This window comes from Micromonospora peucetia, from assembly GCF_900091625.1.
In the GTDB taxonomy this organism is placed as follows: Bacteria; Actinomycetota; Actinomycetes; order Mycobacteriales; family Micromonosporaceae; genus Micromonospora; species Micromonospora peucetia.
The window spans coordinates 2,554,504-2,570,323 of record NZ_FMIC01000002.1; the positions used below are offsets into that span (position 1 = coordinate 2,554,504).

Here is a 15,820-nt window from a genome sequence, read left to right on the forward strand (position 1 = left end):
GTGAAAGACCCTCCGGTTGGAGTGCGGGTGATTCCATGATTTTAAGTGTGTGACTACGTGAGGCGCTCTCTACTTTCGAGCGACGCCGGTGCGCCCACCCCTGAGGAGTTGGCGGGCGCACCGCCCCCGTCGGTTGCCGTCGACGGCAACCCGGTGACGAGTGTCGACGTGAGGGCTGTCGATCAGCTATCGGATCGCTATCGACTCCGATCGGCGTGATGGAACGCCGGGCGGGGCGGCCTCATGAGGCCGCCGCCCTGCACCGGGCGGCGCTGATCGCCATCAGTGCGGCGGGGGACCGGATCGGCCAGTGTGCCTCGCGCAACCTCCTGGCCCATGCCCTTCGGCACCAGGGCGATCTGCCCAGCGCGCTGGACCTGCACCACCGCGTGCTGCGCGACGCCACCACGCTCAACGCCCGGTACGAGCAGGCCCGGGCGTTGGACGGGATCGCCCGCTGCCTACGGGCGGCCGACCCGGCTGCGGCCCGGTCGCACTGGACCCGGGCGCTCGCGCTGTTCCGGCAGGTGGAGGCCCCGGAGCGAGACGAGGTGGCCCGGGTGCTGGCCGAGCTGTGCTGACCCGGCTCGCCGCGATCATCTGCACGTCGGCGCGCGGCGCGGCAGGATGGTACGCGTGACGACTCCAGAGGCGACGGGCTACCGGATCGAACGCGACTCGATGGGCGAGGTGGAGGTGCCCGTCGAGGCGCTGTGGCGGGCGCAGACCCAGCGCGCGGTGCAGAACTTCCCGATCTCCGGCCGGGGCATCGAGCCGGCCCAGATCCGGGCCCTGGCCCAGATCAAGGGGGCGGCGGCCGAGGTCAACGGCGAACTGGGCGTGATCGACGCGAACGTGGCCGCGGCGGTCGCCGCCGCCGCGGCGCACGTGGCCGACGGCGGCTACGACGACCAGTTCCCGATCGACGTGTTCCAGACCGGTTCCGGCACGTCGTCGAACATGAACACCAACGAGGTCATCGCGACGCTGGCCGGCCGGGAGTTGGGCCGTGAGGTGCACCCGAACGACGACGTGAACGCCTCGCAGTCCAGCAACGACGTCTTCCCGTCCTCGATCCACCTGGCCGCCACCGAGGCGGTCGCCCGGGACCTGCTGCCCGCGCTGGCGCACCTGGCGGAGGCGCTGGAGGGCAAGGCGGCGGAGTTCGAGACCGTCGTCAAGGCCGGGCGTACCCACCTGATGGACGCCACCCCGGTGACCCTCGGGCAGGAGTTCGGCGGGTACGCCGCCCAGGTCCGCTATGGCATCGAGCGGCTGGAGGGGGCGCTGCCCCGGCTGGCCGAGCTGCCGCTGGGCGGCACCGCGGTGGGCACCGGCATCAACACGCCGCTCGGTTTCGCCGCGAAGGTCATCGAGAAGCTGCGTGGCTCGACCGGGCTGCCGCTGACCGAGGCGCGTAACCACTTCGAGGCGCAGGGCGCCCGGGACGCGCTGGTGGAGACCTCCGGGCAACTGCGTACGATCGCCGTCGGTCTTTTCAAGATCGCCAACGACATCCGCTGGATGGGTTCGGGTCCCCGCGCCGGGCTGCGCGAGCTGCGTATCCCCGACCTCCAGCCCGGCTCGTCGATCATGCCGGGCAAGGTCAACCCGGTGGTCGCCGAGGCGATGCGGCAGGTCTGCGCCCAGGTTATCGGCAACGACGCCGCCGTCGGGTTCGCCGGCTCCCAGGGCGACTTCGAGCTGAACGTCATGCTCCCCGTGATGGGTCGCAACCTGCTGGAGTCGGTCCGCCTGCTCGCCGCGTCGAGCCGGCTCTTCGCCGACCGTCTGGTGGTCGGCCTGGTCGCGGACGCCGAGGTCTGTCTGGCGTACGCGGAAGGCTCACCGTCGATCGTCACCCCGCTCAACCGTCACCTCGGGTACGACGAGGCCGCCTCGATCGCCAAGGAGGCGCTGGCCAGACAGGTCTCGATCCGCGAGGTGGTCATCTCCCGGGGGCACGTCGACTCGGGCAAGCTGACCGAGACCCAGCTCGACGAGGCGCTCGACCTGCTCCGGATGACCCACCCCTGAGTCCTACCGGCCCCGCCCTTGCCCCGCTCCGCCCTTACCCGCTCCCTTGCCCGCCCCGCCCTTGCCCGCCCCGCTCCGCCCTTGCCCCGCTCTGCCGTGCCTTTGCCCCGCCCCGCCTTGCCGTGGCCGGCCCCGGCGGAACCTGCGCCGAGTTGACCCCGGGCTCCTGTCGAGCTGCCCCGTCCACAGGACCGGAGCGGTCCCGAGGCGCCGAAGCGTCGGCCCGATCCTGGATGCTCGACCTGCTGGCGCGGCCCACAACGGTTGGTTCGTACGCCGGTCGGGTGTTGTTGCGACCGGTGCTTCTCGACGTGCTGGCACCGAGTCCGACCCGTGCCGGTCGGCGGCGACCTGCGCTGAGTCCGACCTGCGCCGGTCGGCGGCGACCTGCGCCGAGTCCGACCTGCACCGGTCGGCGGCGACCTGCACCGGTCGGCGGCGACCCGCGCCGGTCGGCGGCGACCCGCGCCGGTCGGCGGCGACCCGCGCCGGTCGACGGCGACCCGCGCCGGTCGGCGGTGAGTGACAGCGCCGGCGATGTGTCCGGCGGCGCTCGTCCTGGGGCGGTCGCACAGATGGGGCAGCTCGACAGGGAGCGGACGGTGTTGTCCCGTTCGCTCGGCGCCGTCGGGATGGTGGCCACGATCGACGGAGCGGTGGCACACCGGGCGGGTTCAGCGCCAGGTTCACGGCCGGGGTTCAGTCGCGGCTGGCGGCCTTGCGGGCGCGGTAGGCGGTGACGGCGGCGCGGTTGCCGCAGCCCGCGTCGCAGAACCGGCGGGACCGGTTCTTCGAGAGGTCGACCAGCACGTTCTCGCAGTCCGGATGGTCGCAGATCCGCAGCCGGCCCAGTTCCCCGCTGCGTACGAGATCCGCCAGCGCCATCGCCGCCTCGACGGCCATCCGGGTCGCCAGCGGCGCGTCGCGCGGCACGGCGTGGATGTGGTACGGCTCGTCGTCGTGCGTGATGAGCTGCGGTAGCGCGTCGTTCTCGCGGAGCAGCCCGTTGACGATGTCGACGATCGTTTCGGTGTCGGCGTACCAGACCCGACGCAGCCGGGGCCGAAGGTCGCGTACCGCCCGCAGCTCGTCCTCGGTGTGCTCGTGCCGCCCGCTGTAGGTGTGGGCGACGAAGAAGGCGTCCAGGGCGGCGACGTCGGGCAGGCCCTCACCGTTGCGGCCGTCGGTGTTGACCAGCGCGGCGGCGGCGGTCAGGGAGCACTCCGTGTCATGGGTGAAAAGCAACTTGACTCCTGTCGGAGTGCCGGCCTAGCGTCACGAGCATAGCGGCAGTTTACTCATGACAGTTGGAGTGGATCGATGCGTCAACCACCCGCCGCCGGGCTCGGTCTCGGCCTCGCCCTGCTCTCCGCCGTCACCTTCGCCACGTCGGGCACGTTCGCCCGGTCCCTCATCGACGCCGGCTGGTCGGCGGAAGCGGCCGTGGCCGCACGGGTCGGCATCGCCGCGCTGGTGGTGGCGATCCCGGCCGCGCTCTCCCTGCGCGGCAGGTGGGGCGTGCTGCGTCGCAACCTGGCCGCGATCGGCGTGTTCGGGCTGCTCGGGGTCGCGACGGCCCAGGTCTGCTTCTTCAATGCGGTCCGCTACCTCCCCGTCGGCGTCGCGCTGCTGCTGGAGTATCTCGGCATCGTCCTGGTGGTGGGCTGGATGTGGCTGGTCCACGGGCAGCGTCCCCGCCGGCTGACCGTCGCCGGCTCGGTGGCGGCCCTCGCCGGCCTGTTCTTCGTCCTGGACCTGACCGGCGCCGGTCGGCTCGACCCGGTGGGCGTGCTCTGGGGACTCGGGGCGGCCCTCGGCCTCGCCGGCTACTTCGTGCTCGCGGGGCGGGTCGACGAGAGGTTGCCGTCGGTGGCCCTGGCCAGCGGCGGCATGGCCGTCGGGGCCGCCGTCCTGCTGCTGCTCGGTGCCCTCGGGGCGCTGCCGCTGCGGGCGACCCTCGGCGAGGTCACCTTCGCCGGGCAGCGCACCAGTTGGCTGGTGCCGGTGGTCGGGCTGTCGCTGGTGGCCGCCGTCGTCGCGTATCTCGCCGGGATCGCCGGCACCCGGATCCTTGGCGCCCGGCTGTCGTCGTTCGTCGGGTTGACCGAGGTGATGTTCGCCGTCCTGATCGCCTGGCTGGTGCTGGGCGAACTGCCCACCGCAGTGCAACTGTCCGGTGGCGCCCTGATCGTCGCCGGTGTCGCGCTGGTGCGTGTCGACGAGCTGCGCGCTCCCCGCCCCGAGGACCGCCCGCAGTCGCGCGACCCCGAGCCCGCCCTGCCGTGACGACCCGGACGGCCCGCCCTGCCGCACGATCCATCGCGCATGCAAAGAGATCCGCGTCATAGCCGACGGTGCACTGGCGGAAAGCGCTCGGGTGTTGTCTGATGGCTGCCACATCCCGCAACGAGAGGATCCGATGTGGTGAGTAAGCGCTTCACCGCCGGTGCTGTCGCGTCCGCGACCGTGCTGGCACTAGCGGTGACGGGCATGAGCGTGCCGGCCAGTGCCGAGCCGAGCAGTGCCCGTACCTTCACCGTCGTTGCCGAGGACGGCGTCTCCGCGGACGCGGCCATCGCCGCGATCCGGTCGGCCGGTGGCACGGTGGTCTCCCGGTCCGACGAGGTCGGCATGTTCCGGGTGACCAGCGCCCGGACGGACTTCGCCACGAAGGCCACCGCCGCTTCGGCGCTGATCGGCGCCACCGAGCAGAAGGTGATCGGGCGTAAGCCCAAGCTGGACCGGGTCGAGCAGGAGCACCTGCTGGCCGCCGCCGCGGCCAAGGGCGCGGGCGCCCAGCGCGGCAAGAAGATGGACCCGCTGGACGACAAGCTCTGGGGCCTGGAGATGATCCGGGCCGACCAGGCCCGCAAGATCGAGCCGGGCGACCGCCGGGTCACCGTCGGTGTCCTGGACACCGGCGTCGACGCCAGCAACCCGGACATCGCGCCGAACTTCAACTGGGCGCTCTCCCGTAACTTCGCCCCCGACATCGTGGAAATCGACGGCGAGTGCGAGGTGGCGAGCTGCCTCGACCCGGTCGGCACCGACGACGGCGGGCACGGCACCCACGTGGCCGGCACCATCGGCGCGGCGGCCAACGGGTTCGGCCTCTCCGGCGTCGCCCCGAACATCTCCCTGGTCGAGCTCAAGGGCGGCCAGGACGCTGGCTACTTCTTCCTGGAGCCGGTGGTCAACTCCCTGCTGCACGCCGGGAAGGTCGGCCTGGACGTGGTCAACATGTCCTTCTACGTCGACCCGTGGCTCTTTAACTGCACCGCCAACCCGGCCGACTCCCCCGAGCACCAGGCCGAGCAGCGGGCGACCATCAAGGCCATGAAGCGGGCGCTGAACTTCGCCCACAGCCGGGGTGTCACCCTGGTCGGCGCGCTGGGCAACAACCACGAGGACCTGGGTGACCCGCGTACTGACGTGTCGAGCCCGAACTACGGCGACACGGCGCCCTACCCGCGTGAGATCGACAACGACAGCTGCTGGAACCTGCCCACCGAGGGGCCGAACGTGATCAGCGTCTCGTCGGTCGGGCCGTCCGGCAAGAAGTCGGACTTCTCGAACTACGGCACCGAGCAGACCGCCGTGGCGGCGCCGGGCGGCTGGTTCCGCGACGGCTTCGGCACGGACACCTACCGCACCGACGCCAACATGATCCTCTCGACGTACCCGAAGAAGGTGCTCCAGGAGGAGGGATCGGTCGACGCGAACGGCAACATCGCCGCCGGCTTCGAGGAGACGGTCTTCAAGGCCTGTAAGGCCAACGGTGAGTGCGGGTACTACACCTATCTTCAGGGCACCTCGATGGCGGCTCCGCACGCCTCCGGCGTCGCCGCGCTGATCGTCAGCAAGCACGGCAAGAAGGACCGCCAGGGCGGCTTCGGCATGGCGCCGAAGGTGGTGGAGCAGCACCTCTACCGGACGGCCGCCGAGCGCGCCTGCCCGGAGCCACGCCTGCAGTCGTACGCCAACGAGGGGCGGGACGCCGAGTTCGACGCGTACTGCGCCGGCGGGCTGAACTTCAACGGCTTCTACGGGTACGGCATGGTTGATGCCTATTCGGCGGTGAAGACTCCGGTCAAGCCGAACGCCCGCCCGTAACGGCGGACAGCAGGGGGCCCGGCCGACTCGTTCGGCCGGGCTCCTCGCCTGTCCGGCCCCGGGTGCGGACGATCCGGCGGACGGCGGTGCAAGCGTCCCGGTCACGGGCGCCAGCCCCGGCCGGCGAGTGCGGCGCGAACCTCGCACAGGACGCCCGGGAAGTCCTGGCGCAGTCGCCTGCCGGTCACCGGCAGCACGAGCCAGCCGGCACCGACCAGTCGGGCGATCCGGTCGAGGTGCGGGCTGTCGGCCTCGGCGTGCTGCCCGCTGTCGGCCTCGGCCTGCTGCCACCCGTCGTGGGTGACGGCGACGCGGTATGCCGGCCAGGCCAGGTCGGCGTGCAGGAGCAGCCCGGCGGCGACCCGGACCGGGTGCTGGGCGGCGGGGCGTGGCAGCCCGCCCAGCAGCAGCCGCACCCGCAACTCGGACTCGGCCGGCGACCGGGCGCCCGGATCCGTCAACCCGAACACCCAGCGCGCCCGCCGACCGCCGGGCCGGTCGGCGTTTCGGTCGGCCACCTCGACGAGAGCGGCACGGCTGGTCAGGCCCTGCCGGAGCAGCGAGTCCACGATGCCGACCGCGCGGAGCGGCTCCAACCAGACCGCCGTCTCCCACGCCGCCGCGGCCGGGTCCGTGCTGGCCGGCACGCCCGGGCCGCCGCTCGCCCCTCGGGCCCGTGCCGGCGGCCACGACGGCGACGTGGCCGGGCCCGTGGAGTGCACCCGTAGGCCTCGCTGCGGGTTGAGGCGCATCGCCCTCGGGGCGAGGACGTGCACGTCGTCGGTGAAGGAGGCGGCGTGTCCGACGCCGTGCAGGTAGGCCGCCGACGGACCGGCGACGATCGCCTCGGGCGGCAGCCGCAGGGCGGCGGCCCGGCAGGCCAGGGTGTGGTCCCGGTCCAGCCGGGCGTCGGCGTAGACGTCGTGGCGCAGCCGCAGCCAGGCCGAGCTGCGTAGCTGGTGCTCGGTGACCAGCCCCTGTCGGATCGCGTCGGAGCCGCGGAAGACCTGCCAGGCCAGGACCCCGGGCCGGTGTGGTGGAGGTGGCATGAGGGAAGCCTGCCGGCCGTGCGGTCCCGCCCGACACCCCTGTGGACAACCGGGACCGCCCCGTGGAGCGCCGACTGTGGACAACCGGCACGGCGGGCGGCGAATGTGGTAGAGGGCCGCCCGGCCCGGGGAAGGCGGGGGCTCAGGCAGGGAGGACGGCAGCGCAGGCAGGGCGGCGACCCAGGACAGGGCGGCGACCCGGGACAGGGCGGCGACCCAGGACAGGGCGGCGACCCAGGACAGGGCGGGGGCTCAGGAGAGGGCGGCGGCGATGGCGGTGGCGGCGGCGAGGACCTGCGCGTCGACCACCTCGGCGTCCAGCGGGGCCAGCGCCACCACCCCGACGCTCGCCTCCAGACCCGGCACCCCGAGCACCGGGGCGGCCACGCCGTACGCCCCGGACTGGAGCTCCCCGGCGGTGCTCACCGGGCCGGCGGCGCCCGCCCGGCCGGCGAGGATGGCCCGCCCGGCCGCACCGCGCTCCAGCGGGTGCCGCGCCCCGGTCCGGTAGGCGACGTGGAACGACGTCCAGCTCGGCTCGACCACGACGAGCGCGACCCCCTCGCCGCCCTCGACCACGGTCAGATGGGCGGTCGCGCCGGCCTGCTCCGCGAGCCGGCGCAGCGCGGGCAGCGCCCCCTCTGCGAGCAGCGGCTGGGCCCGCCGCGCTAGGTGCAGCACCCCGGCGCCGAGACGCAGCCGGCCGCCCCCGTCGCGGCGTAGCATGCCGTGCGCGGCGAGCGCGCCGACCAGCCGGTAGACCGCCGCCCGGCCGACACCCAACCGGTTCGCCGCCTCGGTGACGGTCAGCCCGCCCGGCGCGTCGGCGACCAGGTGCAGCAGCCGCAGCCCCCGGTCCAGCGTCTGCGCCGTCTCCCCGCCCCGCGCCGTCGTCTCCACGACCAGCAGCGTACGACCCGGCTCCGGACGACCCCGGGAAGCGTGGACGGCTACCCTTGTACGGTGACGCTACGCCTGTACGACACCGCCACCCGATCGGTGCGGGACTTTGTCCCGCGGGAAGCCGGCAAGGTGGGGGTCTACCTGTGTGGTCTCACCCTCCAGGCCCCGCCGCACATCGGTCACCTTCGCTCCGGCGTCAACTATGACGTGCTGCGCCGCTGGCTGCTCGCCGCCGGCTACGAGGTCACCTTCATCCGCAACGTGACCGACATCGACGACAAGATCCTGGTCAAGGCGATGGAGCAGGGCCGGCCGTTCTGGTCGATCGCGTACGCCAACGAGCTGATCCTGACCGACTCCTACCAGGCGCTCAACGTGCTGCCCCCGACGTACGAGCCGCGGGCCACCGGGCACATCCCGGAGATGCACGAGCTGATCGCCAAGCTGATCGTCGACGGGCACGCCTACCCGGCCACCGACGACTCCGGCGACGTCTACTTCGACGTCTGCTCGTGGCCGGCGTACGGCTCCCTGTCGGGGCAGTCGCCGGACGCGATGCAGTCGGCCGGGGACGCCCCCGACCGGGGCAAGCGTGATCCGCGTGACTTCGCGCTCTGGAAGGGCGCCAAGCCCGACGAGCCGGCGGACGCCTACTGGCCGTCGCCGTGGGGGCGGGGCCGGCCGGGCTGGCACATCGAGTGCTCGGCGATGTGCCGGCGCTACCTCGGCGCCGAGTTCGACATCCACGGCGGAGGGCTGGACCTCACCTTCCCGCACCACGAGAACGAGATCGCCCAGTCGCAGGCCGCCGGGCTGCCGTTCGCCCGTTACTGGGTGCACCACGGGCTGCTCAGCATCGGCGGCGCCAAGATGGGCAAGTCGCTCGGCAACGCCCTCGACCTGACGTACGTCGACTCGCTCGGGGTGCGCCCGGTGGAGTTGCGCTACTACTACGCCGCCGCGCACTACCGGTCCCGGATCGACTACTCGGAGGACGCGCTGCGCGATGCGGCCGTCGCGTACCGCCGGATCGAGGGGTTCGTGCAGCGGGCCGTCGAGCGGGTCGGCGCCGGCCAGTTCGGTGAGCTGCCGGGCGCGTTCGCGGCGGCGATGGACGACGACCTCAACACGTCCGCCGCGTTCGCCGTCCTGCACGAGGTGGTGCGCGACGGCAACACCGCGTTGACCGGCGGTGACGATGTGACCGTCCGCACGGCGCTGGCCGCGGCCCGCGCCATGCTGGATATCCTCGGGGTCGACCCCCTCGACCCGGCGTGGACCGGCGGCGGCCGCACGGACGACCTGCGCGGCGTGGTGGACTCGCTGGTCGCGCTGGCCCTGGAGCAGCGCGCACAGGCCCGCGGTCGCAAGGACTGGACCGCCGCCGACGCCGTACGCGACCAGCTCAAGCAGGCTGGCGTGGTGGTCGAGGACACCCCGCAGGGCCCCCGTTGGACTATTGGAGAGCAGGACTGATGGCCGGCAACTCGCAGCGCCGTGGCCGGCGACTGACGTCGAAGGCGGGAGCCCCGAAGGGCTCCGGTGGCAAGAACAAGGACTCCCTCACCGGGCGTGGCAAGACGCTGCCCGCAGACGAACGGCCCTGGCACAAGGCTTACTCGGGCAGCGAGAAGCTGCCCCAGCGCACCGCCTGGAAGCAGGACAAGGAGCGCCGGGCGGCGGTCGAGGAGGGGCGCGCTCCCAAGATCGGCCAGCCGGGCAGCAAGGACACCACCTGGGGCCGGGGCGGCGGCCGGGGCACGCCGGCAGTCGGCCGCGGTGGCGGGCGCGGCGCTGGCGGCGGGCGCGGCACGGGCGGTCGGGGCGGTCAGCCCGCCGGTCGTGGTGGCCCCCGGGTCGCCCCGGGTCGCAAGTCCAACCCGTCGAAGGACACCCCGGAACTGCTGGTCGGGCGTAACCCGGTGCTGGAGGCGCTGCGTGCCCTGGTGCCGGCGACCGCGCTCTACACCGCCCAGGGCATCGACACCGACGACCGGATCAACGAGATCATCCGGACGGCCGCCGACCGGGGCATCGCGATCCTGGAGATCAGCCGGGCCGAGTTGGACCGGATGACTGGCGGCGTGCTGCACCAGGGCGTCGGTCTCCAGGTGCCGCCGTTCGCGTACGAGCCCTTCGAGGACCTCGTCGCGGCGGCGCTGGAGCAGGCCGCCCCGCTGCTGGTGGCGCTGGACGGGGTGACCGACCCGCGTAACCTCGGCGCGGTGATCCGGTCCGCCGCAGCCTTCGGCGGGCATGGTGTCTTCGTACCGGAGCGGCGGGCGGCCGGGATCACCGCGACCGCCTGGCGGACCAGTGCCGGCGCGGCGGCGCGGGTGCCGGTCGCCCAGGTGACCAACCTGACCCGGTCGCTGAAGGCCTGCCAGGACGCGGGCTTCATGGTGGTCGGCCTGGACGCCGACGGCGAGACCGACCTCTACGACCTGGAGGCCGCCGTCGGCCCGCTGGTCGTGGTGGTCGGCTCCGAGGGCCGAGGGCTCTCCCGGCTGGTCGGCGAGACCTGCGACCTCACCGTCAGCATTCCGATGGTCTCCGACGTCGAGTCGCTCAACGCCAGCGTCGCCGCCGCCGTCACCCTTGCCGAGGTGGCACGTCGCCGGGCCGCCGAGGGCTGATCCCGCAGACACGTGAAAGGGGCGGTCCGCCGATGGCGGGCCGCCCCTTTCGCTGTACGTCAGATCGGGTCGTACGTCAGATCCGGTTGCCGCTGCCCGCGTTGAACACGTGGCTGCGGCCCTCGCGCGGCTTGACGAACACGGTGTCACCCATGTTCGGCATGGTGCGCCGGTCGGTACGGACCACGAAGCGCTCGTTGTTGCCCTCCAGCGCGGCGTGGCCGTAGATGTTGGCGTCCGAGCCGAGGTCCTCGACCAGCTCGACGACGACCGGCATGCCGCCCTCGGTCGGGCTGACCAGCTCGCAGTCCTCGGGACGGAAACCGACGGTCACCTTGTTGTCGCCACCGTCGGCGCGGGCCGCGGCGACCTGCTCACGGGTGAGCGGGATGTGCAGGTCGGCGAACGAGGCGCCCTCATCGGAGAGCGCCACGGTCTTGATGTTCATGGCCGGGGAGCCCATGAAACCGGCGACGAAGACGTTGGCCGGGGTGTCGTAGAGCGCCCGCGGAGTGTCCACCTGCTGGAGCTCGCCGTCGAGCATGACCGCCACCCGGTGACCCATGGTCATGGCCTCGACCTGGTCGTGGGTGACGTAGACGGTGGTGACGCCCAGCTTCGCCTGTAGCGACGCGATCTGGGTACGGGTCTGCACCCGCAGCTTCGCGTCGAGGTTCGACAGCGGCTCGTCCATGAGGAAGACCTGCGGCTCGCGGACGATCGCCCGGCCCATGGCCACCCGCTGGCGCTGACCGCCGGACAGGGCCTTCGGCTTGCGGCCCAGGTATTCCTCCAGCTGGAGCAGCGCCGCCGCCTCCTTGACCCGCCGGTCGATCTCGGCCTTCGAGGTCTTGCGCAGCTTGAGCGCGAACGCCATGTTCTCGTACACCGTCATGTGCGGGTAGAGGGCGTAGTTCTGGAAGACCATCGCGATGTCGCGGGCCTTCGGCGGCAGGTGGGTGACGTCCCGGTCGTCGATGTGGATCGAGCCCTGGTCGACGTCCTCCAGGCCGGCGAGCATGCGCAGGCTGGTGGACTTGCCGCAACCGGAGGGGCCGACCAGGACGAGGAACTCGCCGTCGCCGATCTCCAGGTCGAGCTGGTTGACGGCGGGACGCTCCGTGCCCGGGTAGATCCGGGATGCCTTGGAGTAGGTGACCGTAGCCATGGTGGGGTGCTTCCTCTCACCGGCAGGAACGTGCCGGACGATCCGAGTGAAGGAGCGGCCGGCACAGGGGAAGTGCCGGCCCGCCGGGCGACCTCTCGATGATCGAGATGTCGTCCGTGTCACTGCACGGTAAACGGCTTTTCGCCACCTGCCAAGGCGGCGAGCACGGGATGGGACGGGCGGCATAGACATTCCGGTCACTCGGGCACGGGCGGACATCAATCGACCGCGACCGGGGGTGGCGCGCAACGGGACGGCGACGTTTCCGGTGGTCGGGGGGCCTGCCGAGGGGGAAATCCGGACGTCAGTCGCTATGCTGACGTCGGCACCACACGCCCCTGTAGCTCAGCTGGCCAGAGCACTCGCCTTGTAAGCGAGATGTCGCCGGTTCGATCCCGGCCGGGGGCTCCAATTTCACAAGACGGTTCCGGCGTCCCGCCGGTCCGTCCCTGTGCGTGACAGCGACAGGGCTCACGACAACTGCCCGTGGGGCCTGCCGAGGGCCTGGCGTATGGCGTCAAGGTTGGCGTGAGCGTACTCCGTGGGGACCAGCGCCGCGCTGGTCCGCCCGCGCTAGGCCTGCTGGCGCCGGTGATCAGGACGCCATGGACGTTACCTGGCCGTTTTAGGGTCTATGGCGTCCTGATCACCGTTGGCTGGAGCGGCGTTCGTTCCGACCAGTTCGATCACTCGTTCCCCAAGCTGACAGTCCGAGAGAGTCGTTGCGAAACGCGGGGACGTCGCTGACAGACAGGACGCGACAGGCCAGTAAACGCGTGCCTATGCTGGGCGGCGTGAGCAGGGCGACGGAGGAGTCGAACCGGGCCATGCTGCGCGCCCGGGACGCCATGGATCGCGCGTACGACCAGCCGTTGGACATTCCCGCCCTGGCCCGGATCGCGTACGTCTCGGAGGCGCACTTCATCCGCACCTTCCGGGCCACCTTCGGCGAGACCCCGCACCGCTACCTTCAGCGACGGCGGGTGGAGCGGGCCATGTACCTGCTGCTGCACACCGACCGGGACGTCACCGACGTCTGCTACGCGGTCGGCTTCTCCAGCCTGGGCACGTTCAGCCGCACGTTCCGGCAGATCGTCGGGGAGCCGCCGTCGGAGTACCGGCGGCGCAATGCGCCGACCGCCGCCGTGCCGAGCTGCTTCACCAAGGCCTGGACCCGGCCCAGCAGCTTCGGTGAGCAGAGGTCAGTTTTGGATAAGCAGCAGGCCAGGCCCGCCCCGTAGCGTTCTCGGCATGACGATGAACGCGATCAGCCGCTCCCAGATCTACGTCCTCGACCAGGACGAGGCTCTCGACTTCTATGTGGGAAAGCTCGGCATGGAGGTCAACACCGACCAGGATCTCGGCTTCATGCGCTGGCTCACGGTGAACATCCCCGGTGACCCGGAGCGCGAGATCCTGCTGGAGAAGCCCGGTCAGCCGGCGCTGGACCCGGCCACCGCCGAGCAGGTCCGGGAGCTGCTCACCAAGGGGGCGCTGGGTGGGTACCTCTTCATGACCACCGACGACGCGCACAAGACGTACGAGGACCTGGTCGCCAAGGGCGTCGAGATCACCGACGAGCCGATGGAGCGCCCGTACGGGATCGACTTCGGCATCCGCGACCCGTTCGGTAACAAGATCCGTGTCGGCCAGATGTTCCCCAAGGGCTGACCTGGCGGCGGTTGGTCATGAACGACGTGGTGCCGGCCTGCCGGGGGACTGTGCCCGGTGGGCCGGCAGGCCGGCGAGCAGGGTGTCGACCAGGGCGTCTGCGTCGGCGGGCGGCAGCGGACGGTGGGTGACCACGGCCCGCAGCCAGACCGGCCCGAGCAGTAGGTCGGCCAGGAGGGTGTCGTCCACCGGCCCGGTCAGTTCGCCCCGGGCACGGGCCCGCCCGGTCACCTCAGCGACGTGGGTGCGGTGCTGGCCGAGCAGTTCGTCGGCGAGCCGGGCCAGCTCCGCGTCGGCGCCGGTGTGGGCGAGCACGTCGGCGGCGAGGCGGCCCGGCCCTTCGGCGAAGAACGCGGTCTTCGACCGGAGCAGGGCGGCCAGGTCGCCGCGCAGCGTGCCGGTGTCCGGCACCGGCAGTTCCCGGGCGATGGCGTGCCGGAACGTCGCCGCGACGAGGGCGGGCTTCGACGGCCACCACCGGTAGAGAGTGGTCTTGTTGACCCCGGAGCGCCGGGCCACCCCCTCGACGGTCAGCGCGGCGTACCCGTCGGCGGCCAGCAGGTCCAGCACGGCCGCGTGGATCGCCTCGGCACCGCGCGGACCGCGTACCTGACTCACAGCCCGGTGCGGCGCAGCAGGCGCAGCGCCGCGGTCATCCGCCGGGTCCAGGCCGCGCTCTGCGCGCCCGGCCGGTGGTACGCGGGGGCCAGGTCCAGCCCGCGCTGCCGGGCGACGGTCTTGACCCGGGTGAACCGGAGCAGCCCGTCGGCGCCGTGCCGGCCGCCCAGTCCGGAGTCCTTCCAGCCGCCCATCGGGGCGTCGACGCTGCCCCAGACGGCGCTGTAGCCGTCGTTGACGTTGACGGCGCCCGCGTCGATCCGCGCCGCGACCGCCTCGCCGCGCGCCCCTGAGCGGCTGAACACGCTGGCGTTCAGCCCGTAGGCGGTGTCGTTGGCCAGGGCCACCGCCTCGTCGTCGGTGTCGAAGCGGTGGACCGCGACGACCGGCCCGAAGGTCTCCTCGGCGTGCATTCGCATGCCGGGGGCGACGCCGGTGAGGACGGCCGGTTCGAAGACGTACGGGCCGATGTCGGGGCGGTGCCGGCCGCCGGTGTGCAGGGTGGCGCCGCGCTCGACGGCGTCGGCGACGTGCGCGGTGACGGTGTCGAGTTGCCGCGCGGAGGCCAGCGAGCCGAGGTCGGCCTCGAAGTCGCCGCCCACGCCCAGCCGCAGTGTCCCGGTGCGCGCGACGAACCGGCGCAGGAACTCGTCGTGCAGCCGGTCGGCGACGTAGACGCGCTCGGCGGAGACGCAGAGCTGGCCGGCGCTGGCGAAGCAGGCCCGGATCGCGCCCTCCACCGCCCGGTCCAGGTCGGCGTCGTCGAGGACGAGCAGGGGATTCTTGCCGCCCAGCTCCAGCGACGAGGGGACCAGCCGGCGCGCGGCCTGGGCGGCGACCTCCCGGCCGACCCGGGTGGAGCCGGTGAAGCAGACCAGGTCGGCCCGGCCGGTGACCAGCGGCCCGACGTCGGCGCCGTCGCCGGCGACGACCTGCCAGAGCGCCGGGGGCAGGCCCGCCTCGACGGCGAGGGCGCGCAACCACAGCGCGCTGAGCATGGTCGCCGGGTCGGGCCGGTGCACCACCGCGTTGCCGGCCGCCAGGGCGGGCAGCACCTCGGACGCGGCCAGCGAGAGCGGGTAGTTCCAGGGCGAGACGACGCCGACCACGCCCACCGGGAAGCGCAGTTCGCGGGTGCGGGTGAGCACCGGCAGCGCCCCGGCCCGGCGGCGGGGGCGCAGCAGCCGGGCGGCGGCGCGGGCGTGGTAGCGGGCGTTGATGGCGACGTCGAGGACCTCTTCGACGGCGTGCCGGCGGGCCTTGCCGGCCTCCAGTTGGACCAGGTCGAGCCCTTCGGCCTGCCGGTCGAGCACCAGGTCGTGCAGCCGGAGCAGGACGGCGGCCCGGCGGGCGACCGGCAGCCCGGCCCAGGAACGCTGGGCGGCCCGTGCGTCGGCGAAGGCGCCGTCGACGTCGGCGGGGGTGCTCGACGGTACGTCCACCGTCCGCGCGCCGGTCAGCGGCGAGGTGGCGGTGAAAGCCGGCCCGGTGCCGCGCACCTGTCCGACGAGCGCGGCAGCACCTGTGGGCAGCGTCGGGGGGCGCCCGGCGGCGGTGGGGTTGCCGGTGACCGGGCCGCCCGCCGGGTCGGCGTGCGGGGGGAGGGCGGTGGTGGTCATGCCCCG

Annotated in this window: 13 protein-coding genes, 1 tRNA gene and 1 pseudogene; 9 read left to right on the top strand and 6 right to left on the bottom strand. The window is 72.7% G+C overall.

The genetic code is table 11. The features are described from left to right. Window positions 1-212: 212 nt before the first annotated feature. Window positions 213-581: pseudogene (locus tag GA0070608_RS11940) on the top strand (tetratricopeptide repeat protein); the annotation flags it as partial. A gap of 46 nt (window positions 582-627) precedes the next feature. Then, window positions 628-2,037: a class II fumarate hydratase gene (locus GA0070608_RS11945; RefSeq protein ID WP_176733702.1), complete on the top strand. Its 1,410-nt coding sequence runs from the start codon at window positions 628-630 to the stop codon at window positions 2,035-2,037. 699 nt (window positions 2,038-2,736) lie between these two features. On the opposite strand, the gene GA0070608_RS11955 is transcribed toward GA0070608_RS11945, so the two are convergent. Continuing rightward, window positions 2,737-3,282, bottom strand: coding sequence for a CGNR zinc finger domain-containing protein (locus tag GA0070608_RS11955; RefSeq protein WP_091626809.1), 546 nt, complete (start codon window positions 3,280-3,282; stop codon window positions 2,737-2,739). 75 nt (window positions 3,283-3,357) lie between these two features. Here GA0070608_RS11955 and GA0070608_RS11960 point away from each other — a divergent pair, with 75 nt between their 5' ends. Then, the gene (locus GA0070608_RS11960) at window positions 3,358-4,323 is read left to right on the top strand and encodes an EamA family transporter (protein ID WP_091626813.1); all 966 of its coding nucleotides are present in this window, start codon (window positions 3,358-3,360) and stop codon (window positions 4,321-4,323) included. A gap of 138 nt (window positions 4,324-4,461) precedes the next feature. Next, a complete protein-coding gene (locus tag GA0070608_RS11965; protein ID WP_091634908.1) occupies window positions 4,462-6,150 on the top strand; it encodes a S8 family serine peptidase in 1,689 nt (562 codons plus the stop codon). A gap of 101 nt (window positions 6,151-6,251) precedes the next feature. Here the strand turns inward: GA0070608_RS11965 and GA0070608_RS11970 are convergent, their stop codons facing one another. Further along, entirely contained in the window at window positions 6,252-7,199 is a 948-nt protein-coding gene (locus tag GA0070608_RS11970; RefSeq protein WP_091626818.1) for a hypothetical protein, read from the bottom strand. A 252-nt stretch (window positions 7,200-7,451) separates the two neighbouring features. Continuing rightward, complete coding sequence (locus tag GA0070608_RS11980) at window positions 7,452-8,099, bottom strand: helix-turn-helix domain-containing protein (protein WP_091626821.1); 648 nt, start codon at window positions 8,097-8,099, stop codon at window positions 7,452-7,454. A 63-nt stretch (window positions 8,100-8,162) separates the two neighbouring features. On the opposite strand from GA0070608_RS11980, the gene cysS reads away from it, so the two are divergent. Next, window positions 8,163-9,578: a cysteine--tRNA ligase gene (cysS, locus tag GA0070608_RS11985; protein ID WP_091626826.1), complete on the top strand. Its 1,416-nt coding sequence runs from the start codon at window positions 8,163-8,165 to the stop codon at window positions 9,576-9,578. Further along, entirely contained in the window at window positions 9,578-10,738 is a 1,161-nt protein-coding gene (rlmB, locus tag GA0070608_RS11990) for a 23S rRNA (guanosine(2251)-2'-O)-methyltransferase RlmB (protein ID WP_091626829.1), read from the top strand. The genes cysS and rlmB overlap by 1 nt, the downstream gene beginning before the upstream one ends. A gap of 76 nt (window positions 10,739-10,814) precedes the next feature. Here rlmB and GA0070608_RS11995 read toward each other — a convergent pair whose 3' ends face one another. Further along, the gene (locus tag GA0070608_RS11995) at window positions 10,815-11,906 is read right to left on the bottom strand and encodes an ABC transporter ATP-binding protein (protein WP_091626832.1); all 1,092 of its coding nucleotides are present in this window, start codon (window positions 11,904-11,906) and stop codon (window positions 10,815-10,817) included. A gap of 334 nt (window positions 11,907-12,240) precedes the next feature. On the opposite strand from GA0070608_RS11995, the gene GA0070608_RS12000 reads away from it, so the two are divergent. The 3 genes from GA0070608_RS12000 (at window position 12,241) to GA0070608_RS12010 (ending at window position 13,577) form a co-directional block, all read left to right on the top strand. Continuing rightward, window positions 12,241-12,317 (top strand) — tRNA-Thr (locus tag GA0070608_RS12000). 383 nt (window positions 12,318-12,700) lie between these two features. Continuing rightward, window positions 12,701-13,147 carry a helix-turn-helix domain-containing protein gene (locus GA0070608_RS12005; protein ID WP_091634913.1) on the top strand — a complete coding sequence of 149 codons (447 nt, stop codon included), beginning with the start codon at window positions 12,701-12,703 and terminating at the stop codon, window positions 13,145-13,147. A 10-nt stretch (window positions 13,148-13,157) separates the two neighbouring features. After that, entirely contained in the window at window positions 13,158-13,577 is a 420-nt protein-coding gene (locus GA0070608_RS12010; RefSeq protein ID WP_091626836.1) for a VOC family protein, read from the top strand. 15 nt (window positions 13,578-13,592) lie between these two features. On the opposite strand, the gene GA0070608_RS12015 is transcribed toward GA0070608_RS12010, so the two are convergent. Continuing rightward, window positions 13,593-14,195, bottom strand: a complete 603-nt coding sequence (locus GA0070608_RS12015) for a TetR/AcrR family transcriptional regulator (protein ID WP_176733703.1) — start codon at window positions 14,193-14,195, stop codon at window positions 13,593-13,595. Continuing rightward, window positions 14,192-15,814: a succinic semialdehyde dehydrogenase gene (locus tag GA0070608_RS12020; RefSeq protein WP_091626840.1), complete on the bottom strand. Its 1,623-nt coding sequence runs from the start codon at window positions 15,812-15,814 to the stop codon at window positions 14,192-14,194. The genes GA0070608_RS12015 and GA0070608_RS12020 overlap by 4 nt, the downstream gene beginning before the upstream one ends. Window positions 15,815-15,820 lie beyond the last annotated feature (6 nt).